This window comes from Enterobacter sp. 04-C-12-SI-ECC (assembly GCF_047530715.1).
Lineage (GTDB): Bacteria > Pseudomonadota > Gammaproteobacteria > Enterobacterales > Enterobacteriaceae > Enterobacter > Enterobacter bugandensis.
Genome location: NZ_JBLKDI010000006.1, coordinates 90,206 through 114,691, shown reverse-complemented (window position 1 = coordinate 114,691; position 24,486 = coordinate 90,206). Strand labels below are relative to the sequence as shown.

The following is a 24,486-nucleotide window of genomic DNA, read 5'->3' as shown; positions in this document are numbered from 1 at the left end:
TATTACGAAGGGAATGTATAAATAAAAATGATCTGTTTATAAAACTTATATCACCTTTGCTTGTTTAGTTTATTTTGACTTTTTCTTTATAGTATTTATATTTAGCGCTCTTTTTCTCTCGTTTTACATCTGCTGATTGTCTGGATACGGACTTAAATGAATCATTCATTGAACCTTTTCTGAATGAAACTGCATAATTCACTCCGCAATTAAACATTGCTAATTGATTTACGGACAAACATGCTTACGTCCCTGAGGAGGGATGACCCAATGCAAACATGGAAAAAGAAACTGGTTGTATCTCAACTTGCATTAGCTTGTACGCTGGCTATCGCTTCTCAGGCTAATGCGAAAGATATTTCCGGTACGACATATAATACTTTTGGATATGATAATACCGCATCTACGCCGTGGTATTATGGCTACGCAGATTGGGATTACTCGGATGCCACCCATGATGGTGACATTTATCCGGTCATCAATAAATCAACCGTAAACGGTGTTATTTCGACTTACTATCTCGATGATGGGGTCAATGGCCGTGCAAACGCGTTGAGTATTTCTAACAGCACCATTAACGGCATGATCACGTCAGAGTGTATGACCACGACGTGTGCAGATGGGGTGGATACTGACGGCACCAGTCATACCCAGTACGATCGTTTTAGCCTGACCGTTGATAACTCCACCATCAACGATGCCTACGAGCATTACGCGTATGATGTCGTCAATGGCGAGAATACTGAAACGCATTATCTGGACACCTATGGTCTGGGTAACGCAATTACCCTGGACGTTGAATCTGATATCGTTATTCAGAACAACTCCCACGTCGCGGGTATTACGCTGACGCAGGGTTATCAGGAACTGGATAACACACCATACGACGGCGTTGAAGGCGTTGCTAACAGCAGCAATGTCTTTACCGATACGCTGGTGGTGAAAGACTCCGTGCTGACCTCTGGTGCGTACAGCGATCTGGGCACCAACGGGTTCTACGGTCAAACGGCGAAGCCGAGCGACTACGGTGAAACCAACGCCTCGGCTGCGGATGATGCGGCGCTGATCGTTGCGGCCGGCGCGTCTGATAACGCCATGCAGACCACCGCTACCTTCGATCACTCTACCGTAACGGGTGACATTCTTTTCTCCAGCACCTTTGATAACAACTTCTACGAGAATGGCGATCCGGCAACGGATACCACTGAAGATGGTGTCTATAACCCAACCACCAACGGCTGGGACGGTACCGATACACTGGATGTTACGCTGACTAACGGCAGCAAGTGGGTCGGTGCAGCGCAGTCCAGCGTTGAAGCTATCGGCACTGCGCAGATGTATGGCCAGGGCTACAGCAACGTTGACTGGCACGCTCTGTCCCCGAACAGCATCTGGCCTGATTCTACCTTCGACAGCAACGGTCACGTTGCCGGTGAAGAGGTGTACCAAAGCGGCCTGTTCAATGTGGCGCTGGATAACGGTTCCGAGTGGGATACCCGCAAGGTCTCCAACATTGATGCGCTGACGGTGAACAACCAGTCTCAGGTCAATGTTGAAAACTCCGGCCTGCTGGCGGATTCAATCACCCTGACCAATGCTTCAACCATGAATATTGGCGACAGCGGAGCCGTGGCAACCGACAGCCTGTATCTGGACAGCTATAGCCGTGCGGCACTGACTGAAGAGACAGCAGAGCTGTATGCCAACACCATTACCGTAGACAACGGTGCCGAGCTGGCGCTGGGTCTGGGTCAGGTTGATACGCACAATATGGTACTGACCGATGGCGGCGTGCTCAACGTTGCCAGCCGCGATTATGTGCTGAACAGTGATCTGAACAACGCACGCTATATCACTAACGATCGCTACAACGCGGAGTATGACTACGGTGTTGTCGCGCTGAACTCCGACGGCCATCTGGCGGTGAACGGTGACGTTGCCGGTAACTACAAGGTGCGCATCGACGATGCAACCGGCGCTGGTTCAGTTGCCGACTACAAAAACAAAGAGATCATTCGCGTCTACGACAATAACGCAGATACCGCAGCCAGCTTTACTGCTGCAAACAAAGCTGATTTAGGTGCTTACACCTATCAGGCGCAGCAGGAGGGTGACACCGTTGTTCTCCAGCAGAAAGAGCTGACTGACTACGCCAACATGGCGCTGAGCATTCCTTCTGCCAACACCAATATCTGGAATCTCCAGCAGGATACCGTGGGTACGCGTCTGACCAACAGCCGTCATGGCCTGGCAGACAACGGCGGAGCGTGGGTGAGCTATTTCGGCGGCAATTTTGACGCGGATAACGGCACCGTCAGCTACGATCAGGACGTAAGCGGCATTATGGTCGGTCTGGACACACAGATTGACGGTAATAATGCGAAGTGGATCGTCGGTGGTGCAGCTGGTTTTGCGAAAGGCGATATCAGCGATCGTACGGGTCAGGTCGATCAGGACAGCCAGACTGCGATGATCTACGCGTCTGCGACGTTTGCGAACAACGTCTTCCTCGACAGCTCACTGAACTACACCCGCTTTAACAATGACCTCTCTGCAACCATGAGCAACGGTCAGTATGTTGACGGTGACACCACCTCTGACGCTGTCGGCTTCGGGATGAAGCTGGGCTATGACTGGAAACCAAACCTCTCAGGCTATATCACCCCTTATGCGGCGATTTCCGGCCTGTTCCAGTCAGGCGACGACTACCAGCTGAGCAACGACATGCGTATCGATGGTCAGTCTTACGACAGCATGCGTTATGAACTTGGCCTGGATGCGGGTTATACCTTCAACTACGGCGGCGAACAGGCGCTGACCCCGTACTTCAAGCTGGCTTACGTCTATGACGATGCTGACAATAATGCTGATATCAACTCTGACAGCATTGATAACGGCGTCGAAGGCTCTGCGGTTCGCGTGGGGCTGGGCACCCAGTTCAGCTTCACCAAAAACTTCAGTGCTTACACCGATGCGACTTATCTGGGCGGCGGCGACGTTGACCAGAACTGGGGAGCAAACCTGGGTGTGAAATATACCTGGTAAATAGAAAGCGCGGGGGATATTTTCCCCCGCTTTTTTATATGGTTTAAAAATAATAAAGAACCGACAGATACAGATGCTTTGAGGTATGCATGAACGTTAATGCGAAACCACTTTCTGAATTAAGCCGGCTCGCAAAATGTCTGGAAGTCGCCGGTACCCCCTTTAAGATCGAACCACAGCAATTAATAACAACCGGCAATAATGATGATGAGCCATTTACTTTTGTAATACAGTCTGGTCTTACAGCTATCCATCGTAAATCTGATGAACTTCTGATGGGCATTGCGCAGGCACCTTTTATCTATGGTTTGAATGCATGGATAAATGATAGTTATCTGGAATATTCCATGATGACACACACAACCTGTTCTGGATTTTATTTACCGGTCTCTGCCACGCGTCAACTTATTCAGCAAAATCATCTCTGGCAGGATGCTTTCTGCTGGGTGTCATGGATTAACCATATTTTGGGTAAACGTGACCTGCAGCTGGTGGGAAATAACTCTTACAGTCAGATCCGGGCGATGTTGATCAATATGGCCGAGTGGGATGACTCGCTGCGCTCAAAAATTGGCGTTATGAATCATATTCAGCGTAGCACACGTATTTCACGTTCGGTCGTTGCAGAAGTCCTGGCTGCGCTGCGTCAGGGGAACTACATCAATATGAGCCGGGGCAAGCTGGTCAGCATCAACCGCTTGCCCACGGAATATTAAGATCAGTTAGACGCAGTAAGCACCTGGGCTTTATTGGCGCTCAGTTCGGCCACCAGGTTATTGATGCCGTCACTCATATTAACGAAGCGCGTGTTCGGAGAACGGGTGACCACCACAAACGCGCCCACGTTGGACTGCGGAATCATTGCCATGTAGGTAATGAATCCGCCGCCGCCGCCGGTTTTCTGAATGATGCCCGGACGGCCATTTTTCGGCGCCATATAGACCCAGCCCAGGCCGAGCGCATCGGCTTTACCCGGCACGTCCATCCCGATGACGCGATGCAGCTGAGTACGCTGATAGATAAGGGTCTGCATACGATCGGCCTGGCTGCTGCGGGAGTAAAAATCCGAAGAAAGGAACTGCTGCATCCAGCGCATCATGTCGCCAGGAGTGGAATAGACCCCGCCGCTGCCCACGGCCGCCAGCGTGTTGTTACAGGGGCTTGCGCCTTTCTCTGCCACCATCAGGCGTTTGCACTGGTCCGGGGAAGGGGTAAAGGTGGTGTCTTTCATGCCCAGCGGACGCGTGATCTGCTCTTCAAACAGCTGCGGGTAAGGTTTGCCCGCCGCCGTTGAAAGTGCATCTGCCAGCAGATCGAACGCCAGGTTCGAGTAAGAGGCCTGCGAGCCCGGGGCGGATTTCAGCGTGGCGGTGCTCAGGTAGTTCCAGCGCTGTTGGCGCGTTGGCCAGACAAAAACGTCGCGGTGCGCCGCGCCGCCCGGCTGCTCGCGCGGCAGAGCGCTGGTGTGCGTCGCGAGGTTCACCAGGCGAATTGGCGTGCCCTGATACGTCGGCACGCGGGCACCCGGCGGGGCGTATTTGCTGAGCGGATCGTCGAGCTTTACCACGCCCTGGTCGAGCAGCTTCACCAGCATTTCGCTGGTCATCAGCTTGGTTAAGGACGCGACGCGCACAACGGAATCCAGCTGCGGACGAACGTTATTACCTGGACGCGTTTCACCAAAGCTGCGGAAAACGCGCTGGTTGCCGTCGATGACCACCATTGCCATCCCGGTCGCGCCGCTGCCGTAATAGATAAGGTTCGCGTAGCGATCGGCAATATCGGAAGCCAAAACGGGCGCCGTCAGCGGCTGGGCTGCCTGGGCGGTGGAGAAGCTCACCGCACACAGCGCGGCAAAAGAGAGCAGACAACGTTTCAACGAAAAGCATCCATGAAGTGAATGAGGAAAGTAATGGGTATTTATACTACTAATCGGCACCGTGCAATGCCCCGAATAGCATAACCATAGCGAGAAAAACGTAACCATGGGTAAATATGAAGAATTTCCCTGCGAGCGCTCTCCCATTTTGTGACATCGGGCTTATGATAGGCACCAGTGTTACTCAATCTTGCGGAGAACGGTATGTCTGAAAAGCGTGTGGTAATGGTGGTTGATATGCAGAACGGGGTGTTTGAAACCCCGCGTCATCAGCGCGAGACGTGTGTCTCTCTGATCAACCAGCTTACGCAGGCTGCCGACACGGTGATTTTTATTCAGCATGCCGAGGCCGGGGGGCTGGAAGAGGGAAGTGACGGGTTTGCGTTGCTGCCTGAACTCCATCAACCTGCTGGCGCGCTGTGCGTGACCAAAACCGCCTGCGATGCCTTCTATAACACCGGGCTTGAGGCGCTGTTACGCGAGCAGGGCATTCGCGAGTTTGTCATCTGCGGCTGCGCCACCGATTACTGCGTTGACGCCACGGTCAAGAATGGCGTCAGCCGGGGTTACCACATTACCGTGGCGGAAGATGCCCACACCACCGCCAACCGCCCGGCTGCCGAAGCACAGATCCTGATTCACCACCACAACGACGTCTGGCGAAACTTCATTGCGCCAGCGAACCCTGTCGCGGTGAAACGCACCGAAACAATTCTCGAAAACTGGAAAGCGAACTAATAATCAACCCACGGGTCTCACCTTTTTGCCCGAGCCGGGGTCCGGCTCGGGCAAGGTATTCGTGTGGTAATGTGTTGAGCACAGCAACAACCATAACAACAAGAAGGAAGTATCATGTTTAAGTCTTTTTTCCCAAAGCCGGGGCCTTTTTTCCTGTCGGCATTTATTTGGGCACTGATCGCAGTCGTGTTCTGGCTGGCGGGCGGCGGTGCATGGCTGACGCGCATCGTGGGGGCGACAGGCGAGGTGCCGATTAGCGCGGCGCGCTTCTGGTCGTTCAGCTATCTGCTGTTTTATGCCTATTACGCGCTTTGCGTCGGGCTGTTTGCGCTTTTCTGGTTTAATTATTCCCCTCATCGCTGGCAGACATGGTCCATTCTCGGAACGTCGCTGATTATTTTTGTCACCTGGTTTCTGGTCGAAGTGAGCGTAGCCATTAACGCGTGGTATGCCCCGTTCTACGATCTCATCCAGAAAGCGCTTAGCGCCCCTAACAGGGTGCCAATTGGCGAGCTTTATAATCAGTTAAAAATTTTTATGGGCATTGCGATGATCGCTGTCACCGTGGCGGTGCTGAATAATTTCTTCGTCAGCCATTACGTCTTCCGCTGGCGTACGGCGATGAACGAATTCTACATGACTCACTGGGAGCGTCTGCGCCATATTGAAGGTGCTGCTCAGCGTGTTCAGGAAGACACCATGCGTTTTGCGTCAACGCTTGAGGATATGGGCGTCAGCCTGCTTAATGCCATCCTGAAACTGTTTGCGTTCTTACCGATTCTGGTCGCGCTTTCTCCGCATATTTCAGCATTGCCGATTGTCGGACATTTACCGTACGGCCTGCTCATCCCGGCGCTGATTTGGTCGCTTATGGGCACAGGCCTGCTTGCCGTCGTCGGGATTAAGCTGCCGGGCTTAGAGTTTAAGAATCAGCGTGTGGAAGCGGCCTATCGTAAAGAGCTGGTCTACGGAGAGGACGACCCAACGCGCGCTGCGCCCCCGACGATAAAAGAGCTGTTCCGCAACGTCCGTTTCAACTATTTCCGGCTCTATTTCCACTACATGTATTTCAATATTGCCCGTATTTTCTATCTGCAGGTCGATACTGTTTTTGGACTATTCCTGTTGTTCCCGTCTATTGTTGCGGGAACAATCACGCTGGGCTTACTGACCCAGATTACCAACGTGTTCGATCAGGTCAGAAACTCGTTCCAGTATCTGATCAACTCCTGGACCACGCTGGTGGAACTGATGTCCATCTACAAACGTCTGCGCAGCTTTGAACATGAGCTGGACGATCGGGACCTGCAGGAAGTCACCAACACATTTAGCTAATACAGGGAGTTGCTATGTCTTTTGCCGTACCGCGTGCGTTACCGCTGTCCTTGCTGGCTGCCCTCGTTCTGGCGGGCTGTGCCGAAAAAGGGGCTGCTCCGCTTAAAAAGGGCGAGAAGCCCGTGGATGTCGCAAGCGTTGTGCGGCAAAAAATGCCCGCCAGTGTGAAGGATCGCAATGCGTGGGCGGATGCGCTGGCAAAAACCTTTGAAAGCCAGAAGATTGCCCCAACCGAGGAGAATATCTGCTCGGTGCTGGCGGTGGCGCAGCAGGAGTCGATGTACCAGTCAGACCCGGTGGTGCCGGGTCTCAACAAAATTGCCTGGAAAGAGATCGACCGCCGCGCGGAATCGATGCATATCCCGGTATTCCTCGTGCATACCGCGCTGAAAATCACTTCGCCAAACGGCAAAAGCTACAGCGAGCGGCTGGACACGGTGAAAACCGAAAAACAGCTCAGCGCCATCTTTGATGATTTCATTAACATGGTGCCGATGGGGCAGAAACTGTTTGGCTCACTGAACCCGGTTCACACCGGCGGCCCGATGCAGGTGAGCATTGCGTTTGCCGAGAAGCATACCGACGGCTACCCGTGGGAAATTGACGGTACGGTGCGTCAGGAGGTCTTCTCCCTGCGCGGCGGGCTGTGGTTCGGCACGTATCATCTGCTGAACTATCCGGCGAACTACAGCGAGCCCTTGTACCGCTTTGCAGACTTTAACGCGGGCTGGTATGCCAGCCGTAACGCGGCGTTTCAGAGCGCGGTTAGCCGCGCAAGCGGCGTCAAGCTGGCGCTGGACGGCGATCTTATCGCCTACGGCAGCAGCGAGGCGGGAAGCACCGAGCGGGCGATCCGGAAATTATCGACAACGCTTGATATGAGCAACAGCGACATTCGCCGTCAGCTTGAGAAAGGCGACAGCCTGGCATTTGAGAAAACGGATCTCTACAAGAAAGTGTTTGCGCTTGCCGATAAGAAGAGTGGGAAAACGTTGCCGAGGGCAATTCTGCCGGGGATTCAGCTGGAAAGCCCGAAGATCACGCGTAACCTGACCACCGCATGGTTCGCAAAACGCGTGGACGATCGCCGGGCTCGCTGTATGGGGCTTTAATGGCGACGACGAAAGCGCAGGACGAGCGCGACAACGCCTAAAATCATACACCCCGCGAGGAAGGGAACGAGGCCAAACAGCGTGCTCACGCCAAACCCGATTTCAACCCGCGGGCGTCCGTTATCCTGCACCTGCATCAGGTGTTCATAAACGCCCGGCGCGTGCACCAGCATATTAAGCAGCTGGGAGCCAGCCCAGAAGCAGAACAGGACAAACAGGGCATACGCGATATTACCCGCCGTGGAGGTTTTTGGTTTGCCGCCAAAAATCGGTTTCGACAATGTAAAGTCAGCCATGTTGACCTCCCGAAATATCACTCTGTTTTAATACGCGTCTTACGGGGTGAGTTTGACAGGTCATCGCATTTGTCAATATCAGAATCGTGGTAATTTTCGCTCAGGATTTCTCCTGGATTGTTGATTTCTGCAGCATGTCACAATTTGTTAACTTAAATGAAACTGCACCGCATTTCAGAATTTCCGCATCTGCCACAGACCTGGCGGTGAAACTGTGAGAGGATGTCTTTTTTTCCTGCCGGAGTTGTTATGAAGCTCACGTCCAAACTTCGCCGTGACTGGCACTACTACGCCTTTGCTATCGGGCTGATCTTTATTCTTAACGGCGTCGTGGGGCTGTTGGGATTTGAAGCGAAAGGCTGGCAAACCTATGCCGTGGGCCTGGTGACCTGGGTAATCAGTTTCTGGCTGGCAGGGCTGATAATCCGCCGCCGTCCGGAAGAGACGACAGCGGAGGAGACGGCTAAGGGTACCGATTAGCCGTTAACGGAACTTTTCAGGGCGCTGTCGGCGGCATGACGCTCCAGCGCCAGCTCGATCAGGCGGGTGATCAGCTCAGAGTAGCCAAGCCCGCTGGCCTGCCACAGTTTTGGATACATGCTGATATTGGTGAAACCCGGCAGCGTGTTGATTTCATTGATCACCACCTCGTTCTCCGGCGTCGTCAGGAACACGTCCACGCGCGCCATGCCGCTGCAGCCGAGCGTCTGATAGGCCTGAATGGCGATCGCCCGGATCTTATCGTTAATGGCCGGATCGATATCCGCAGGAACAACAACCTGGGCGCCTTTATCATCAATGTATTTGGTGTCGTACGAGTAGAAGTCGCTGTTTAAGACCACTTCACCGCAGGTGCTGGCCTGTGGGAAATCGTTGCCCAGCACCGCGCACTCAATTTCGCGGCCTTTGATCCCCTGCTCAACCACCACTTTATGGTCGAACTCGAATGCCAGACGGACGGCTTGCGTGAACTCTGTTTCGGTGGTGACTTTGCTGACGCCCACGGAGGAGCCCTGGTTGGCTGGCTTCACAAACAGCGGCAGACCCAGTTCAGCGCTAATTTGCGCGAAGCTGTGTTTGTCGCGGTTGGCGCGGGTGAGCGTCACGAACGGCGCGATATTCAGCCCGGCATCGCGCAGCAGGCGTTTGGTGACGTCTTTGTCCATGCAGGCGGCGGAGCCCAGCACGTCCGAGCCCACAAACGGCAGGTTGGCCATGCGTAACATTCCCTGCAGGGAACCGTCTTCGCCGAGGGTGCCGTGCACGATGGGGAAGACCACGTCGATCTGGGCGAGAGCCTGCGCGTTGCCGGCGTCGATGAGCTGACCCTTCACGACACCGGGTACGGTGGCGACGCTAATTTCCGAAGGATTAAGGGCGATGTGTGCCGGATCGTGGGCATTCAGCAGATACTGGCTGGCATCGTTAACATGCCACTGGCCCTGTTTATCAATGCCCAACAGCACCACGTCGAAACGGCTTTTATCGATCGCATCGACGATATTTTTAGCCGATTGCAATGACACCTCGTGCTCCGCTGATTTTCCCCCAAAGACAATACCTACGCGCTGCTTTGCCATCTCACTCTCTTCCAGTCTGACGAAAAGCCAATAACATACCACGATGCCCTGCGGGTTTCGCGGCCTTCTGCCATAATGTTTTGGGGAACAGTGAGGGGGGAGAGTGAAAGGAAAAACGCTGCTGACCATTTTCATCCTTGGGGCAATCGCAACGGCGGGCTATCGCTGGCTGCCGTCTTACTACAACCCTTTCACGCCGCTGAACCTGGACGACCCGCCTGGCCGCATTACCCAGTATAAGCTGCGGCACTTAACGCCCGAAGCCTGCGCGAGCCTGTTAGCGCAGGCTAATCAAAAAAAACTGATCCGCACCCAGGCGGTCGCTGACAGCGGCGGGGAATGCCCGCTGAACAACGTCGTGCGCGTGCGTGACTTTGGCCCGGTGAGCCTGAACGGCAGTTTTCTTGCCAGCTGTCCGCTGGCGCTCAGCTCAGCCCTGTTTGTCAGCCAGCAGGCCCGGCCCCTGACTAAACGCTTTACCGGCAGTGAACTGACGCGCATTGAGCACCTCGGCAGCTTTGCCTGCCGCAATATCTACCACCGGCCCGATGCGCGGCGCAGCGAGCATGCCACGGCAGAGGCGCTGGATATCGCCGCTTTTCGGCTGGCGAACGGAGAGCGCGTTACGGTACTTAACGGCTGGAAATCGGCAAAAACGCAGCCCTGGCTGAAGGCTCTGCTGGCGGCAAGCTGCGGTTACTACGGAAACGGTCTTGGGCCGGAATATAACGCGGCGCACGCCAGCCATTTTCATCTGGGAATGCGCGGCTTTGGTCTCTGCCGCTGAAGCATAATCTTCCGCCAGAAAATGGATGAATTGTGACTTATTTCACAAATATGATGACTGGGAAGATAAAACACCAAAGTCAGCGAGGCCGCATCTCTGGTGCGACGTTAAGACGCGTAACTTGCTAATCTGACGGCGAATTCGCCTAAAAATGAAGACTATTTCTGTATGGAATCCTGGAAAGTTAATCTCATCTCGGTCTGGTTCGGCTGCTTCTTCACCGGGCTTGCCATCAGCCAGATCCTGCCGTTCCTGCCGCTGTACGTGTCACAGCTGGGGGTCAGCTCCCACGAAGCGCTGTCCATGTGGTCCGGGCTGACGTTCAGCGTCACGTTTCTGGTCTCCGCCATTGTGTCACCGATGTGGGGCAGCCTGGCGGATCGGAAAGGGCGCAAGCTGATGCTGCTGCGCGCCTCCCTCGGGATGGCGATTGCTATTCTGCTCCAGGCCTTCGCCACCAACGTCTGGCAGCTGTTTTTCCTGCGGGCGGTGATGGGGCTGACGTCTGGGTATATTCCCAACGCCATGGCGCTGGTTGCCTCTCAGGTGCCGCGCGAGCGCAGCGGCTGGGCGCTGAGTACGCTCTCCACTGCCCAGATCAGCGGCGTTATCGGCGGCCCGCTGCTGGGAGGCTTTTTGGCTGACCATGTCGGTCTGCGCGCGGTATTCATCATCACCGCAATCCTGCTGGTGATCAGCTTTCTGGTTACGCTCTTTCTTATCAAAGAGGGGGGCCGCCCCGTTATCAGTAAATCTGAGCGCCTGAGCGGCAAGGCCGTCTTCGCCTCGCTGCCATACCCGGGACTTGTGATTAGCCTGTTTGTCACCACCATGGTGATCCAGCTCTGCAACGGTTCGGTCGGCCCGATTCTGGCGCTGTTTATCAAGTCGATGGAGCCGGACAGCAACAATATCGCCTTTCTCAGCGGCATGATTGCCGCCGTGCCGGGCGTCTCCGCGCTGATCTCTGCCCCGCGTCTGGGAAAACTGGGCGACAGGATCGGCACGGCGCGCATCCTGATGGCGACGCTGATATTTGCGGTGGTGCTCTTTTTCGCCATGTCGTTTGTTACCTCTCCGCTTCAGCTGGGCGTGCTGCGGTTTTTACTCGGCTTTGCGGATGGCGCTATGTTGCCCGCCGTACAGACATTGCTGGTCAAATATTCCAGCGACCAAGTCACGGGGCGTATTTTTGGCTATAACCAGTCGTTTATGTATTTAGGCAACGTCGCCGGTCCGCTTATTGGTGCGTCCGTTTCTGCAATGGCGGGTTTTCGCTGGGTATTTGCCGCGACGGCGATTGTCGTTTTAATCAATATTATCCAGCTGGCTATTGCCCTGCGTCGCCGCAGGCAATTAGCGGAGGCGAAATCAGCGAAATAATCTTTTCGCAGATGTATTATATATTCTTATGGTAGCCGCATTTTTATATAACAAAATGCGGCGTTTTTTTATAGGAAAACGTTTCGCTGAAAAGATCGCTGCGCTAATTTGGCGGCAATGTCACTTTTGCATAAGATAATACTTTTCTCCGCTTTGCATATTTCATTCCTGGTGTTAATTTCAGAGGAAATCCCATAAGGAAATAGCACGATGAAAAATCTCATTGCTGAGTTGCTGGTTAAGCTTGCACAAAAGGAAGAGGAGTCGAAAGAGCTGGTCGCCCAGGTCGAAGCGCTGGAAATAGTTGTCACCGCGCTGCTGCGGCAGATGGCAACATCGGATCAGCAGGCGTTAATTGAAAGCATTGAAGGAGCGCTGGATAAGGCGCGGCCCGATACGCAGGTTCCGCCAGAAGATGCCGAGTTGCTGCAGCAATACGTAAAGAAGCTGTTGAGGCATCCGCGCAGTTAAGCCGTTACTGACATGTCATAGGATTGTCATGCAGGATGCCTGGAGTCGCTCTGTTTTATTTTTGTATTTGTACATGAAGAAAATAAATTGAAACAGAGCGCGCTTTTTAGCGCGTTACATTCCCTGTTAATTACCTCTGCCAGTTATGCTGATACCGTCAATTCCTGCGCGCTGGAACTGAAATGATAAATTCCCGGCCGAAATCACATCTGCCGGGTGGTTTTTTTCCTGTCACGAACCAGACTTACAGGGAATGTTCACAAAAGGATGGTGCAATGAAAACAACATTACTGGTTACTCTGCTCTCCGGCCTGTTCCTGATCTCCTCGGCGAACGCGGAAGAAAAAACATTAACGCCGCAACAGCAACGCATGACCACCTGTAATCAACAGGCGACGTCCCAGAGTCTGAAGGGGGATGCACGTAAAACCTACATGAGCGACTGCCTGAAAAACGGCGCCGCGAAACCCGGCGAAAAAAGCCTGACGCCGCAGCAGCAAAAAATGCGCGAGTGTAATGCGAAAGCAACCGAACAGTCCCTCAAGGGCGACGATCGCAGCAAGTTCATGAGTGCCTGCCTGAAGAAAAAAGTGTAGTTCTAACGGGTGAGCGGCTCCGGCGGCTCACCCGAAATTTCATACTTTCCCCGCAGTCCCCCTCTCTATAATTTGGGAAAATGTTTCAGAATATTCCCAAAAATGATGAATGATGACATTTATTACTACAAAAAGCGCATTCGGGAAGAGTGGAGTTTAACCCTTTCTCAGGATGACCCTCACCGTACCGGCATCCAGTTTGCCAGGCGAGCCCGGCTGGCGCGCGTTGTCGGGCTGGCGGCGATGTTTGTCCCGGTGGCGGAAATTCTGGTCAGCCATTTTTTACCCGGCGGCTGGTGGTTGTTGCTGGTGGGGTGGGCATTCATCTGGCCGCACTTTGCCTGGCAGTTATCCTGCCGCGCCGCTTCACCTCATCAGCAGGAAATTTTTAACCTCAAGATGGATGCCGTTATAGCCGGGGTCTGGATCGGCGTGATGGGGATGTATGTATTACCCACTGCGGCGCTGGTGATGATGGTGGGGATGAATATGATGGGCTCTGGCGGCTGCCGCCTTTTTATCGCGGGGATCGTGCTCACCCTGCTTACTGCGCTGCTTACGTTACCGCTTGCTGGCAGAGCGCTGCCCTTTAATCCGGGGGCGCTGGAGTGGGGCTTAACGCTTCCTGTCCTTATGCTTTATCCCATGCTGTTTGCCTGGCTTAGCCATCGAACGGCCGTCAGGCTGGCGGAACATAAGCGGCGGCTGGAAATGATGAGCACCCGTGACGGTATGACCGGGGTCTTTAACCGCCGACATTGGGAAATGCTGCTGCGTAATGAATTTGAGCACTGTCGCCGGAGCCACTGCACCGCCACGATATTGCTGATTGATATCGACCACTTTAAAAACATCAACGATACCTGGGGGCACGACGCAGGCGACAAGGCCATCGTGGCCATTACCCGCCAGCTTCAGATGTCGGTACGGTCAGGCGATGCGATAGGCCGGTTTGGCGGGGATGAGTTCGCGGTGATTATGTCCCAGACGGCCGCTGAAAGCGCCATCGCCGTCATGTCGCGGGTTCACGCGCGGCTGGAGACGCTGTCGTTACCGTGTGCGCCGAAGGAGCGTCTGCGCATCAGCGTGGGCGTGGCCCCCTGGGGGCCGCAGTTTGTACACTATCGGGAATGGCTGAAGGCGGCAGATGTGGCGCTGTATAAGGCGAAAAATGCCGGGCGCGGCCGCACCGAAGTGGCCGCCTGACGCCCGGCCAGACATCAGGATTTACTCAGCTTCTCTGACTTTTCCATGCATTTTGCCATCGCTTCGATAACCGCAGAACGGAACCCGCGTTCTTCCAGCACCCGCACCGCTTCGATGGTGGTACCGGCCGGGGAGCAGACCATATCCTTCAGTTCACCCGGGTGTTTACCGGTCTCCAGCACCATTTTGGCGGAGCCCATCACTGCCTGCGCGGCGAATTTATACGCCTGCGCGCGCGGCATACCGCCAAGCACGGCGGCGTCCGCCATCGCTTCTAAAAACATGAAAACGTACGCGGGGGCTGAACCGCTCACGCCGACCACTGGATGGATCATGGATTCCGCAATCACTTCCGCCTCGCCGAAGCAGCGGAAAATGTTCAGCACGTCCGCCACCTCTTCTGAAGTCACCAGCGCGTTAGGGGTGACGGAGGTCATACCGGCGTTGACCAGTGAGGGGGTATTCGGCATCGCGCGGACGATTTTACGATCGTGGCCCAGCGCGCGCGCCAGCTGATCGAGCGTCACGCCTGCGGCAATCGACACGACCAGCGTCTCTTTATTCAGGCTGGAGGTGATGTCGCTTAACACTTTGATCATGATGTTCGGCTTAACGGCACCAAAGACGATATCGGCAACCTGGGCCACCTCCTGCGCGCTTTCGGCGGCGTTGATCCCGTATTGATCGCGCAATGCGGCGACGTTATCCGGTGACGGGGTATAAACCCAAATCTGACCCGGCAGAACCTGCCCGCTGGCGATCAGGCCGCCCAGGATGGCTTTGCCCATGTTACCGCAGCCGATAAACCCGATTTTCTTGTCCATCATGATTCTCCGTCATTATGCGTTGTTTTCTCTGATTGATAGCTTAACAACGAAATGCAGGCGACAATAGTCGGCAGAGTCATTATGGGGAGACAACATGGCGATTTGGGTTGATGCGGACGCGTGTCCGAATGTGATTAAAGAGATTTTATTCCGCGCCGCCGAGCGCGTGCAGATGCCGCTGACGCTGGTGGCGAACCAGAATATTCGCGTCCCGCCTTCGCGGTTCATTCGCTCCCTCCGCGTGCCGGCCGGGTTCGACGTGGCAGATAATGAAATTGTTCGTCTGTGCAGCGCGGAAGATCTGGTCATCACCGCCGATATTCCGCTGGCGGCGGAAGTGCTGGAGAAAGGGGCGGCGGCGCTCAATCCGCGCGGCGAGCGTTATTCGCCTTCAACCATCCGGGAAAAACTCACTATGCGTGATTTTATGGATACGATGCGGGCCAGCGGCGTGCAGACCGGTGGACCGGACAGCCTGTCCCAGCGCGATCGCCAGCAGTTTGCTGCCGAACTGGATAAATGGCTGCTGGAAGTGAAGCGCCGTACGGCGTAATGATAATTATTGTCAATATGTGGTACAGTGTGGCCTCCACAGGGTTGTCATCCCGTACCGCTTTGCAGTAAAGTAATCGACACATCTTCTGCAATTATTTCTTTACACTCTTCAGCCATTCGGCATCAAGGGGAACACCTGGCTATGACCCAACCCATCTTTTTAGTTGGCCCCCGCGGCTGTGGGAAAACCACCGTTGGCGTGGAACTGGCACGCGCATGTCATCGTCAGTTTGTTGATACCGACCACTGGCTGCAGACCGAGGCCGGCAAAACCATCGCAGACATCGTGGAGCAAGAGGGATGGGAAAGCTTTCGCGCCCGCGAAACGGCCGCGCTGAAAGCGGTAACCACGCCGTCAGCCGTCATTGCGACGGGAGGCGGTATTGTTCTGGCCGAATGTAATCGTCACTTTATGCGCGAAAAAGGCATTGTGATCTATCTCTGCGCGCCGGTGGCGGCTCTGGTAGGGCGACTTGAAGCATTTCCTGAAGAGGGACAACGCCCGGCGCTGACGTCACGACCACTCAGCGAAGAGGTGAGCGAAGTGCTGGCCGAGCGTGATGCCCTCTACCGTGAAGCGGCACACCATGTCGTAGATGCCTCTGCGGCCCCGGAAGATGTGGTAATTCAGATTATTACCGCCCTGCGTCTGGCGTGTGCCAGCTAACCGCCGTCTATACTGATAGCTCAGACATAAAAAAAGGATGAGCTATGCCAACCAGACCTCCCTATCCGCGCGAAGCACGTATTGTTACCGTTGAAAAAGGCAATGGCGACCAGACCGTCACCTGGTACCAGCTGCGTGCCGATCACCCCAAACCGGACTCGCTGATCAGTGAACATGAGACTGAACAGGAAGCGCTGGATGCCAAGCGGCGCTACGAAGATCCCGAAAAGTCGTGAATGTTTTCCTAAACGCTCCAATACCGTGCCTGAATCACACTTTTTACTCATCGCAAATGTTAAGCAGGAGTTAATATTTAGTTATTACAGGTAGCTCCGTTACCAGCAGGCGATCTTTACATTTCGGGGCAGAGATCGCCTGCTACGCTTGGTGCTGTTTTGTTGAAAAAACGAACTGTGCAGCGTAGAGAGCCTGTACCTGTGTTTACGTTTTTGTAGTGATGGAAGGCGAAGAAGATGAAGGCAACGTTGGCGATCCTCACCATTGGTGTGGTCCCTGTAAGCGAAGTGTTACCGCTCTTAACCGAGCATGTATCTGAACAACAGATCACGCATCTCAGCCTGCTGGGTAAGATGAGCCGGGAAGAGGTCATGGAAGACTACGCTGTAGAGGCGGGGGAGGATCCCCTGGCGACGTTATTAAGCGACGGTAAACTGGCGCATGTTTCTCGGCAGAAAATTGAGCGTTCGCTGCAGGCAGTAATAGAAGTACTCGATAATCAGCAATATGACGTTATTTTGCTGATGAGCACCGCCCCCATTAAGGGGCTCATCGCGCGCAATGCGATTTTGCTTGAGCCGATGCGCATTATTCCTCCGCTGGTAGCCTCCATTGTTGACGGGCATCAGGTGGGGGTCATTGTGCCCATCGAGGAGCTTATGGATAACCAGGAAGCAAAGTGGCACGTGCTCGAAAAAACGCCCCTGTATGCGCTGGCAAACCCCTTCTGGGACAGCGAGGCTAAACTCATTGCTGCCGGGAAGGAGCTGCTGGAGAGAGGGGCGGATGTATTGATTCTGGACTGTCTTGGTTTTCACCAGCATCACCGGGATTTACTGCAAAAGGCGCTGGACGTGCCGGTGCTGTTATCCAACGTTCTGATGGCTCGCCTGGCCTCAGAACTTCTGACGTAATGATTTTGCGTGACAGGTGATGAGCATGGCCCCTATAGTGAATTTTTATCTCTGAATATAAGGGCCAGTTCATGCTTCAAAGTAACGAATACTTTTCCGGTAAAGTGAAATCCATCGGTTTTACCAGCAGCAGCACTGGCCGCGCCAGTGTGGGCGTTATGGCTGAAGGGGAATACACCTTTGGCACGGCGGAAGCGGAAGAGATGACGGTGGTCAGCGGCGCGCTGAACGTCTTACTGCCGGGTGAAACGGAATGGAAAGTTTACGCTGCCGGACAAGTTTTCAACGTCCCTGGCCACAGCGAATTTCATTTGCAGGTCGCTGAACCGACCTCTTATCTGTGCCGCTACCTGAAATAATCGTCTTCCCTCTCCCCCTTTGGGGAGAGGATCAGGGGGAGGGGAAATTATCTCTGCGCTTCGCCGCCGAGACCTTCCACCAGATTCTGAATTAACGCGGCCAGTTCGCCGGTCATCAGGATAAAGTCCGCGTCAAAGCGCTGGGCGTAATCTTCCCGGTCGATATCTTCGTTTTGATCGCGCAGCTCGTCGCAGAACTTCAGACGCTTCACGGAACCGTCGTCGCACATCACGAACTGAATGCGCTGCTGCCAGTCGAGCGCCAGTTTGGTGACCACTTTGCCCGCTTCAATGTGTACGGCGATCTCGTCGCTCACCAGATCCTGCTTTTTCGCGCGGATCACGCCGCCATCTTCCAGCAGGGCTTTCAGCTCGGCTTCGTCCAGGATCTGGAAACCTTGCGCCGCGGTACCGCTGCGGACCCACTCGGTCAGGGTCAGCTCAATCGGCGTTTCCAGCGCCAGCGGTACGACCGGTAAAGAGCCGATGCTTTTACGCAGCAGGGCCAGCGTATCTTCCGCTTTTTTGGCGCTGGCGCAGTCCACCATGATCAGCCCATTAACGGTATCGATCCACATCATCGTCTGGCTGAAGCGGCTGAAGGCGCGCGGCAGCAGAGAGTGCAGCACTTCATCTTTCAGCGAGTCTTTTTCGGTTTTCTTCAGCTTGCGGCCCTGCTCGGCTTCCAGCTTGAAAATTTTTGCTTCAAGCGCCTGCTTAACCACCGGCGTGGGCAGAATTTTCTCTTCTTTGCGGGCGCAGACGATGATTTGACCCGTGCTGCTGGCGTGGGTCAGTGCATCGCTTTGCGAACCCATTGGCGGAACCCAACCGGTTTTCGCCATATCCTGGCTACCGCAAGGGGAAAAGCTATAAGCGGCTAACTGTTTTTCCATCTCTTCTGCGCGCAGCGAAACGTCGCGGCTGAGACGGTAAACCATCAAATTTTTGAACCACAGCATGATAATTTCCACGGCCTTGTCGTTAAATCAGCGGGCATGATAACGAATTGTCGCATCGCTTGCATTGCTAATCGGGAAGCGTGCTTCTACTCTGTTGATAATCAAAATAATGAGGAGAGTCTTGTGCGTATTGGGATTGATTTGGGCGGCACCAAAACAGAAGTCATCGCATTAAGCGAGCAGGGGGAACAGCTGTTCCGCCACCGTCTGCCGACGCCGCGCGATGATTATCACCAGACGATCGAGACGATTGCCCGGCTGGTTGATATGGCCGAGCAGGCGACGGGCGAGAGGGGCACGGTCGGGATGGGGATCCCTGGCTCCATTTCGCCTTATACGGGTGTGGTGAAAAATGCCAACTCTACCTGGCTCAACGGTCAGCCGTTTGATAAGGATTTGAGCCAGCGTCTGAACCGGGAAGTGCGTCTGGCGAATGACGCTAACTGCCTGGCGGTCTCAGAGGCCGTTGATGGTGCAGCCGCAGGAGCGCAGACCGTGTTTGCGGTGATTATCGGTACCGGCTGCGGCGCGGGCGTGGCCTTTGGCGGACGTTCACATATCGGCGGCAACGGCACGGCGGGTGAGTGGGGGCACAACCCGCTGCCGTGGATGGATGAAGATGAACTCAAATACCGCGCCGAGGTGCCGTGCTACTGCGGCAAGCAGGGCTGTATCGAGACCTTTATCTCCGGCACCGGTTTTGCAACCGACTACCACCGCCTGAGCGGCCAGCCGCTCAAGGGGAACGAGATTATGCGTTTGGTGGAAGAACAGGATCCGGTGGCCGAACTGGCGCTTAGCCGCTACGAAATGCGTCTGGCGAAATCGCTGGCGCACGTAGTGAATATTCTCGATCCGGACGTGATTGTGCTCGGCGGTGGCATGAGCAACGTTGATCGGCTGTACGCCACGGTACCAAATCTGGTGAAACAGTGGGTCTTCGGCGGCGAGTGCGAAACCCCGATCCGCAAAGCCGTCCACGGCGACTCCAGCGGCGTGCGCGGCGCGGCGTGGTTATGGCCGGAATAAACGCAAAACGGCAACTTGCGTTGCCGTTTTTGATGTTTAGGGCCAGGGAGAGGGCACCAGACCGAATCGACCCAACACTCACCCCACCGCAAACTCCCTGTCCAGCCTGCTATACCCCAGTCCGTTGATCTTCTTCACCTTGATCTGCACCGGAATGCGCTCTTTCATCGCCTCGACGTGGCTAATCACCCCGATGGTTTTCCCGGTGGCGTTCAGCGCGTCGAGCGCATCCAGCGCGGTATCCAGCGTTTCACTGTCGAGCGTGCCGAATCCCTCATCCAGGAACAGGGAATCAATCCGCGTTTTGTGACTGACCAGGTCAGAAAGCGCTAACGCCAGCGCAAGGCTGACCAGGAAGCTCTCGCCGCCGGAGAGCGTGCGCGTATCACGCACCGCATCGGCCTGCCAGGTGTCGACCACTTCCAGCTCCAGCGCCTCGCTGGCCTTACGCTGTAGGAGATAACGGCCGTGCAGGCGGTTAAGCTGCTGGTTTGCGAGCCAGACCAGATTATCCAGCGTCAGCCCCTGAGCGAACTTGCGGAATTTGTCGCCGGAGCTGGAGCCGATCAGCGCGTTGAGATAGCCCCAGTCGTCGGCCTGGCGCGCGGCCTCTTCAATTTGCAGCATTAACGCCTGCTGATGCTGGCGGTTATCGCTGTCCTGCTTAAGCTGCTGGCGGATCTCGCCCTGATGCGTGGTGTTCTCACGAAGCCGTTGCGCCAGCTGCTGCAGCTGGCTTTGCAGGGTAGACGCATCCGCGTCAAGTTCTTCCGGGCGCAGCGCAAGGTGCGCCTGCAGCTGCTGATTAGCCTGGCCGGAAAGGGCCGCGGCCTGCTGTATCTGGTTTTCCAGCGACTGTTTCAGCTGTTCGAGGCGGCGAATAGCATCGTCATCCAGCAGCGCGGCAAGGAACGCATCCCGATCGGCAAAACAGCTTGCGGAGAGCGCCGCGGTGAACTGCGTCTGCGATTGCTGCAGGCGCTCGCGCTCCAGCGACTCCTGCTGCTGCAGGGCGGCGAGCTGGCTTTGCAGCGACACGCATTCATTGTGGATGTCGCGCCAGTCATCAGGAATAGCCGGCTCAGCCTCTTCGCCGTGTGTTGCCGGAAGCGTGTCGAGCAGCGGCTTCAGCGCGCTCATGCGTTCCTGAAGCACGCCGTGCTGCGTATGCTTCTCCTGCCAGTGGGCAAATTCCGCTTCGCGGGCGTGCAGCCAGTCGGCCTCATTGCCCTCTTCGGGAACGCTAAGCGAGAGCGCGAGAAGAGTATGTTCCAGCGCCTGGCGCGTTGCGGTGCGCTGCTGCTGATACTGGCGTTCCTGCGCTTCCTGCTCGTTCAGCTGGTTTTGCAGGGTCAGACGCTGGCTGAGCTGATAAAGCTGGCGCTCGTAGTGTTCCTGCTCGTTCAGCCATGGCGCGATATCCTCCTGAATATTCAATGCGATATTCAAAGACGCGCACGCCTCCAGCCATGCTTTAGTGAGCGCTTGCTCTTCCTGAGAAAGCGTCTGCGCTTCGTCTGTCTCACGCTGGATCTGTTGAGCCAGGGCATTAACCTGTCCCAGCACCAGCAGGCCTTCCTCTTTAAGCGCGGCGACCTCTTTTTCGAGCGCATCACGGCGACGCTGGTTATCCGTCAGCTCAAGCGACCGGTAGGTCTCCACGGCAGGATGCTCGTGGGAGCCGCACAGCGGGCAGGGTTTGCCTGCCTCAAGCCGTGAGCGATAGCTTTCCAGATTTTTAATCGTCGCTTCGCGTTCGCACAGGGCTTTCAGGTCCAGATAGTGCTGGTGTTTCTCTTTGTACTGCTGGCGGCGCAGCGACAGGGTTTCATTGAGCTTGCTCTGCTCCGCCTGGGCTTTCTGCACGCTTTCACCGTTCTGGCTCAGGCGCTTTTGCAGCGGCTGATAGCGGGCATGCAGCGACGTCAGCTGCTGGCGCAGCGTGCGGGACCGGGACTGCTGCTCCATGGCCGCGCTGACCTCATCCGCCGTCAGCGTCAGCGTATTTTCCGGCATCTCAGCCAGCTTCTGACGTAGCTCAGTCATCCGCGCAGCAAGCGCGACGAGCTGACTTTTGTCACGGTTTAGCTGTGAGAACTGGGCGCGCCAGCCGGCAATTTCCTGGCCCAGCAGGCGATAACGCTCATTCTCCGCCAGCCACTGTCCCAGCGCCGTCAGTTCGGCCTGTAGCCGCTCATGGGTACGCAGGGCGGTATTGCGGATCCGCGCGCGCAGTGCGGTTTTGGTCTGTAAGCGAGTATTTACTTCGTTAATTCGCTGCTGGGTTTGCGTCAGACGTGCGGTTTGCTCCTGCTGATGCTCCCAGAGCGGACGAAGCTGGGCGGCGGGCTGGGCAAGCTGGAGTTTTGCCAGTTCCGGCGCCGCGTTCGCCTGCGCCTGTTGCGCCTGCTGCTGCAGGGCGGCAACGCGCTGCTGCTCCCGCACGAGCTCGTCATGACGCGTAAGCCACTGAAAATCTTTCTGTTGGCTTTGCTGCTGGGCCAGCAGGGTTTTCTCTTCGTCAGTAAGTGCCTGCAAACTTTGCTGCAACTGCTGCTGTTGTTCTTCGCTGAGCAGCACGACACCCGCCGCCTGCGCCTCGCATTTTTCCAGCACGCTGCGGGCGGCTTTGTGTTTCTCAAACACCATCGCGGAAATCTGGCCGTAGATTTCGGTGCCGGTGAGTTCTTCCAGCAGTTCTGCGCGGTCGGCCGGTTTGGCATTGAGGAAGGCCGCAAACTGCCCCTGCGAGAGCAGCATTGAGCGGGTAAAACGGCCGTAGTCCAGCCCGGTGAGCGCCGCGGTTTGCTCCAGTTTATCCGACACCTTATCGGCCAGAATCTTGCCATCCTCGCAGCGGGCCAGCTCCACGCGCGGTGCCTGCAAGTTCCCGTCCGGCTGGTTGCGCGCCCGGTTCTGACTCCAGAATGCGCGATAGGCAACGCCTTTCACCTCAAACTCCACTTCCGCCAGGCACTCGGCGGTATCGCGCGTCATCAGATCGTTTTGCGCCTGAGAGACCTTATTCAGGCGCGGGGTTTCGTGGTAGAGCGCCAGGCAGATGGCATCGAGCAGGGTGGTTTTACCCGCGCCGGTTGCGCCAGTAATGGCAAACAGGCCGTTGCTGGCAAAAGGCTCCGCGGTGAAGTCAATTTTCCACTCGCCCTTGAGGGAGTTGAGATTTTTCAGGCGCAGGCTCAGAATTTTCATGCGTTTTCTTCCTCGTCATTGAGGACGTGCAGAGTATGGCTGAACAGCTCGTTGAGCCTGACGCGTTTCGCATCATCGATCTCTTCCTGCGACAGTCGGCGCTCGAACACCTCTTCAACGCGCAGTTCGCTAAGCGTTTCGCGCTGGGCGCCGAGCAGAATTTTCTCGCGCTGCTCGCGGCTGCGGCGCACCAGCAGCACCTCAACCGGCAACTCTTCGGTCAGCGCCTGAATTTTCCGCTGCATATCGTGCAGGTAGTCATCGGTGGTGATTTCAATATCCAGCCAGACGGGCGGGTTAAGCTCAGCGCCGCGCCACTGCTCAAGCTGGGCGGTGATGGCAGCCAGATCGCCCTTCAGCACCGCCAGCGGCTGGGTGACCGGCACTTCCAGCGTCTCGACGGCGCTGAGTTTGCCCTCATCAAAGCTCACCAGATGCACGGATTTGGCTTTTCCGGTTTCATCGAAGCTGAGCGAAATAGGGGAGCCACAGTAGCGGATATGCTCGCAGCCGCCGATGACCTGGGCGCGGTGAATGTGCCCGAGCGCGATGTAGTCCGCGGGCGGGAAGTTTTGCGCCGGAAAGGCGTCCAGCGTACCGATATAGATCTCGCGGACCGCGTCACTTTTGCTGGCCCCGACGGTGGTGAGGTGCCCGGTGGCAATGACCGGAATGGCCTGTTCACCGCGCAGGGCACAGGCTTCCGCGTGCTGCTGGTGATAGTAGTCGGTGATGGCCTGCAATAAATGCTGCTGCTTTTCCGCGCCCGACAGTCCCGCCTGGCTTTGCACGATGTCGCGCGGACGTAAAAAGGGAATCGGACACAGTACCGCGCCCGGCGACCCGTCGCGTTTTTTCAGGATCTGCGGCGCGTGCCCGGCGCTGGCGACCACGGTGGTATTGAGAAACGCCAGGATGTCGCGGGATTCATTGAGCGTGGCGACGGAGTCATGGTTACCGGCGACAATCACCAGATGACAGCCGTTCTGCTGCAGGTTCACCACGAAGCGGTTATACAGTTCACGCGCATAGCTCGGCGGCGAACCGGTATCAAAGATGTCACCCGCCACAATAATGGCATCCACCTCGTGCGCCTGGGCCGTTTCCAGAAGCCAGTTCAGGAACGCTTCATGTTCAGCCGCACGGCTTTTGCTGTAAAAATTTTGACCCAGATGCCAGTCCGAGGTGTGAAGTATGCGCATAGGAGATCCGTGGCGAAAAACGATGCGGGCGATTATAAACTGTCAGGGTGAGGAAAATAACCGCTGTAATAAAACAACAGTTTGCCATTTATAGTG

General features: G+C 55.6%; 24 protein-coding genes. 17 read left to right on the top strand and 7 right to left on the bottom strand.

Annotated features, from left to right (window positions below):
- The first annotated feature begins 270 nt into the window (after positions 1-270).
- Both ACMWL8_RS11215 and ACMWL8_RS11210 read left to right on the top strand, forming a co-directional pair.
- Positions 271-3,045: an autotransporter outer membrane beta-barrel domain-containing protein gene (locus ACMWL8_RS11215; RefSeq protein ID WP_045259876.1), complete on the top strand. Its 2,775-nt coding sequence runs from the start codon at positions 271-273 to the stop codon at positions 3,043-3,045.
- Positions 3,046-3,134: 89 nt separating this feature from the next.
- Positions 3,135-3,761 (top strand): helix-turn-helix domain-containing protein, encoded by a 627-nt coding sequence (locus tag ACMWL8_RS11210; protein WP_028012114.1) that lies wholly within the window; start codon positions 3,135-3,137, stop codon positions 3,759-3,761.
- A 2-nt stretch (positions 3,762-3,763) separates the two neighbouring features.
- Here the strand turns inward: ACMWL8_RS11210 and ampH are convergent, their stop codons facing one another.
- Positions 3,764-4,924, bottom strand: coding sequence for a D-alanyl-D-alanine-carboxypeptidase/endopeptidase AmpH (gene ampH / locus ACMWL8_RS11205; protein ID WP_041911111.1), 1,161 nt, complete (start codon positions 4,922-4,924; stop codon positions 3,764-3,766).
- A gap of 204 nt (positions 4,925-5,128) precedes the next feature.
- On the opposite strand from ampH, the gene ACMWL8_RS11200 reads away from it, so the two are divergent.
- From ACMWL8_RS11200 to ACMWL8_RS11190, 3 genes are all read left to right on the top strand, one after another.
- A complete protein-coding gene (locus ACMWL8_RS11200) occupies positions 5,129-5,662 on the top strand; it encodes an isochorismatase family protein (protein WP_045259877.1) in 534 nt (177 codons plus the stop codon).
- A 114-nt stretch (positions 5,663-5,776) separates the two neighbouring features.
- Positions 5,777-6,997, top strand: coding sequence for a peptide antibiotic transporter SbmA (gene sbmA / locus ACMWL8_RS11195; RefSeq protein ID WP_028012117.1), 1,221 nt, complete (start codon positions 5,777-5,779; stop codon positions 6,995-6,997).
- A 14-nt stretch (positions 6,998-7,011) separates the two neighbouring features.
- Positions 7,012-8,109, top strand: coding sequence for a DUF1615 domain-containing protein (locus ACMWL8_RS11190; protein ID WP_045259878.1), 1,098 nt, complete (start codon positions 7,012-7,014; stop codon positions 8,107-8,109).
- On the opposite strand, the gene ACMWL8_RS11185 is transcribed toward ACMWL8_RS11190, so the two are convergent.
- Positions 8,106-8,405 (bottom strand): DUF2755 family protein, encoded by a 300-nt coding sequence (locus ACMWL8_RS11185; RefSeq protein ID WP_014882725.1) that lies wholly within the window; start codon positions 8,403-8,405, stop codon positions 8,106-8,108. The two genes, ACMWL8_RS11190 and ACMWL8_RS11185, sit on opposite strands and share 4 nt — an antisense overlap.
- 249 nt (positions 8,406-8,654) lie before the next feature.
- Between ACMWL8_RS11185 and ACMWL8_RS11180 the strand changes: the two genes are divergently transcribed.
- A complete protein-coding gene (locus tag ACMWL8_RS11180) occupies positions 8,655-8,885 on the top strand; it encodes a DUF2754 domain-containing protein (RefSeq protein ID WP_045259879.1) in 231 nt (76 codons plus the stop codon).
- On the opposite strand, the gene ddlA is transcribed toward ACMWL8_RS11180, so the two are convergent.
- Positions 8,882-9,985: a D-alanine--D-alanine ligase gene (ddlA, locus tag ACMWL8_RS11175; RefSeq protein ID WP_045259880.1), complete on the bottom strand. Its 1,104-nt coding sequence runs from the start codon at positions 9,983-9,985 to the stop codon at positions 8,882-8,884. The genes ACMWL8_RS11180 and ddlA overlap by 4 nt on opposite strands.
- Before the next feature lie 103 nt (positions 9,986-10,088).
- Between ddlA and ACMWL8_RS11170 the strand changes: the two genes are divergently transcribed.
- The 5 genes from ACMWL8_RS11170 (at position 10,089) to adrA (ending at position 14,428) form a co-directional block, all read left to right on the top strand.
- Positions 10,089-10,772: an extensin family protein gene (locus ACMWL8_RS11170; RefSeq protein WP_028012121.1), complete on the top strand. Its 684-nt coding sequence runs from the start codon at positions 10,089-10,091 to the stop codon at positions 10,770-10,772.
- 168 nt (positions 10,773-10,940) lie between these two features.
- On the top strand, positions 10,941-12,155 hold the full coding sequence (locus ACMWL8_RS11165) for a multidrug efflux MFS transporter (RefSeq protein ID WP_028012122.1): 1,215 nt from the start codon (positions 10,941-10,943) through the stop codon (positions 12,153-12,155).
- A 210-nt stretch (positions 12,156-12,365) separates the two neighbouring features.
- The gene (gene iraP / locus ACMWL8_RS11160) at positions 12,366-12,626 is read left to right on the top strand and encodes an anti-adapter protein IraP (RefSeq protein WP_028012123.1); all 261 of its coding nucleotides are present in this window, start codon (positions 12,366-12,368) and stop codon (positions 12,624-12,626) included.
- A 275-nt stretch (positions 12,627-12,901) separates the two neighbouring features.
- Positions 12,902-13,222 carry a phosphate starvation-inducible protein PsiF gene (psiF, locus tag ACMWL8_RS11155; protein WP_041911105.1) on the top strand — a complete coding sequence of 107 codons (321 nt, stop codon included), beginning with the start codon at positions 12,902-12,904 and terminating at the stop codon, positions 13,220-13,222.
- Positions 13,223-13,324: 102 nt separating this feature from the next.
- Entirely contained in the window at positions 13,325-14,428 is a 1,104-nt protein-coding gene (adrA, locus tag ACMWL8_RS11150; protein WP_045259881.1) for a diguanylate cyclase AdrA, read from the top strand.
- 14 nt (positions 14,429-14,442) lie between these two features.
- Here adrA and proC read toward each other — a convergent pair whose 3' ends face one another.
- Positions 14,443-15,252, bottom strand: coding sequence for a pyrroline-5-carboxylate reductase (gene proC, locus ACMWL8_RS11145; protein ID WP_041911103.1), 810 nt, complete (start codon positions 15,250-15,252; stop codon positions 14,443-14,445).
- Positions 15,253-15,349: 97 nt separating this feature from the next.
- Here proC and ACMWL8_RS11140 point away from each other — a divergent pair, with 97 nt between their 5' ends.
- The 5 genes from ACMWL8_RS11140 (at position 15,350) to ppnP (ending at position 17,987) form a co-directional block, all read left to right on the top strand.
- Positions 15,350-15,808 (top strand): YaiI/YqxD family protein, encoded by a 459-nt coding sequence (locus ACMWL8_RS11140; protein WP_010428006.1) that lies wholly within the window; start codon positions 15,350-15,352, stop codon positions 15,806-15,808.
- A gap of 144 nt (positions 15,809-15,952) precedes the next feature.
- Entirely contained in the window at positions 15,953-16,477 is a 525-nt protein-coding gene (gene aroL / locus ACMWL8_RS11135) for a shikimate kinase AroL (protein WP_028012127.1), read from the top strand.
- 44 nt (positions 16,478-16,521) lie between these two features.
- Complete coding sequence (gene yaiA, locus ACMWL8_RS11130) at positions 16,522-16,713, top strand: protein YaiA (protein ID WP_003859135.1); 192 nt, start codon at positions 16,522-16,524, stop codon at positions 16,711-16,713.
- Positions 16,714-16,950: 237 nt separating this feature from the next.
- A complete protein-coding gene (locus tag ACMWL8_RS11125) occupies positions 16,951-17,628 on the top strand; it encodes an AroM family protein (RefSeq protein ID WP_028012129.1) in 678 nt (225 codons plus the stop codon).
- A 71-nt stretch (positions 17,629-17,699) separates the two neighbouring features.
- Positions 17,700-17,987, top strand: a complete 288-nt coding sequence (gene ppnP, locus ACMWL8_RS11120) for a pyrimidine/purine nucleoside phosphorylase (RefSeq protein ID WP_008503270.1) — start codon at positions 17,700-17,702, stop codon at positions 17,985-17,987.
- A 47-nt stretch (positions 17,988-18,034) separates the two neighbouring features.
- Here the strand turns inward: ppnP and rdgC are convergent, their stop codons facing one another.
- Positions 18,035-18,949 (bottom strand): recombination-associated protein RdgC, encoded by a 915-nt coding sequence (gene rdgC / locus ACMWL8_RS11115; RefSeq protein ID WP_014882739.1) that lies wholly within the window; start codon positions 18,947-18,949, stop codon positions 18,035-18,037.
- Between the two features lie 123 nt (positions 18,950-19,072).
- On the opposite strand from rdgC, the gene mak reads away from it, so the two are divergent.
- Entirely contained in the window at positions 19,073-19,978 is a 906-nt protein-coding gene (mak, locus tag ACMWL8_RS11110; RefSeq protein WP_045259882.1) for a fructokinase, read from the top strand.
- 78 nt (positions 19,979-20,056) lie between these two features.
- On the opposite strand, the gene sbcC is transcribed toward mak, so the two are convergent.
- Together sbcC and sbcD are read right to left on the bottom strand one after the other, a co-directional pair.
- The gene (gene sbcC, locus ACMWL8_RS11105) at positions 20,057-23,188 is read right to left on the bottom strand and encodes an exonuclease subunit SbcC (RefSeq protein ID WP_045259883.1); all 3,132 of its coding nucleotides are present in this window, start codon (positions 23,186-23,188) and stop codon (positions 20,057-20,059) included.
- Positions 23,185-24,390, bottom strand: a complete 1,206-nt coding sequence (gene sbcD, locus ACMWL8_RS11100; protein WP_045259884.1) for an exonuclease subunit SbcD — start codon at positions 24,388-24,390, stop codon at positions 23,185-23,187. The genes sbcC and sbcD overlap by 4 nt, the downstream gene beginning before the upstream one ends.
- Positions 24,391-24,486: the final 96 nt, after the last annotated feature.

Excerpts from the sequence above, each read along its gene's own strand:
- ACMWL8_RS11200 (WP_045259877.1), top strand. The coding sequence starts at position 5,129 with ATGTCTGAAAAGCGTGTGGTAATGGTGGTTGATATGCAGAACGGGGTG.
- ddlA (WP_045259880.1), bottom strand. The coding sequence starts at position 9,985 with ATGGCAAAGCAGCGCGTAGGTATTGTCTTTGGGGGAAAATCAGCGGAG.
- ACMWL8_RS11180 (WP_045259879.1), top strand. The coding sequence starts at position 8,655 with ATGAAGCTCACGTCCAAACTTCGCCGTGACTGGCACTACTACGCCTTT.
- psiF (WP_041911105.1), top strand. The coding sequence starts at position 12,902 with ATGAAAACAACATTACTGGTTACTCTGCTCTCCGGCCTGTTCCTGATC.
- ACMWL8_RS11165 (WP_028012122.1), top strand. The coding sequence starts at position 10,941 with ATGGAATCCTGGAAAGTTAATCTCATCTCGGTCTGGTTCGGCTGCTTC.
- ACMWL8_RS11185 (WP_014882725.1), bottom strand. The coding sequence starts at position 8,405 with ATGGCTGACTTTACATTGTCGAAACCGATTTTTGGCGGCAAACCAAAA.
- adrA (WP_045259881.1), top strand. The coding sequence starts at position 13,325 with ATGATGAATGATGACATTTATTACTACAAAAAGCGCATTCGGGAAGAG.
- iraP (WP_028012123.1), top strand. The coding sequence starts at position 12,366 with ATGAAAAATCTCATTGCTGAGTTGCTGGTTAAGCTTGCACAAAAGGAA.
- ACMWL8_RS11125 (WP_028012129.1), top strand. The coding sequence starts at position 16,951 with ATGAAGGCAACGTTGGCGATCCTCACCATTGGTGTGGTCCCTGTAAGC.
- ACMWL8_RS11210 (WP_028012114.1), top strand. The coding sequence starts at position 3,135 with ATGAACGTTAATGCGAAACCACTTTCTGAATTAAGCCGGCTCGCAAAA.
- aroL (WP_028012127.1), top strand. The coding sequence starts at position 15,953 with ATGACCCAACCCATCTTTTTAGTTGGCCCCCGCGGCTGTGGGAAAACC.
- sbcD (WP_045259884.1), bottom strand. The coding sequence starts at position 24,390 with ATGCGCATACTTCACACCTCGGACTGGCATCTGGGTCAAAATTTTTAC.
- sbmA (WP_028012117.1), top strand. The coding sequence starts at position 5,777 with ATGTTTAAGTCTTTTTTCCCAAAGCCGGGGCCTTTTTTCCTGTCGGCA.
- sbcC (WP_045259883.1), bottom strand. The coding sequence starts at position 23,188 with ATGAAAATTCTGAGCCTGCGCCTGAAAAATCTCAACTCCCTCAAGGGC.
- ppnP (WP_008503270.1), top strand. The coding sequence starts at position 17,700 with ATGCTTCAAAGTAACGAATACTTTTCCGGTAAAGTGAAATCCATCGGT.
- proC (WP_041911103.1), bottom strand. The coding sequence starts at position 15,252 with ATGGACAAGAAAATCGGGTTTATCGGCTGCGGTAACATGGGCAAAGCC.
- rdgC (WP_014882739.1), bottom strand. The coding sequence starts at position 18,949 with ATGCTGTGGTTCAAAAATTTGATGGTTTACCGTCTCAGCCGCGACGTT.
- ACMWL8_RS11215 (WP_045259876.1), top strand. The coding sequence starts at position 271 with ATGCAAACATGGAAAAAGAAACTGGTTGTATCTCAACTTGCATTAGCT.
- yaiA (WP_003859135.1), top strand. The coding sequence starts at position 16,522 with ATGCCAACCAGACCTCCCTATCCGCGCGAAGCACGTATTGTTACCGTT.
- ACMWL8_RS11190 (WP_045259878.1), top strand. The coding sequence starts at position 7,012 with ATGTCTTTTGCCGTACCGCGTGCGTTACCGCTGTCCTTGCTGGCTGCC.
- ACMWL8_RS11140 (WP_010428006.1), top strand. The coding sequence starts at position 15,350 with ATGGCGATTTGGGTTGATGCGGACGCGTGTCCGAATGTGATTAAAGAG.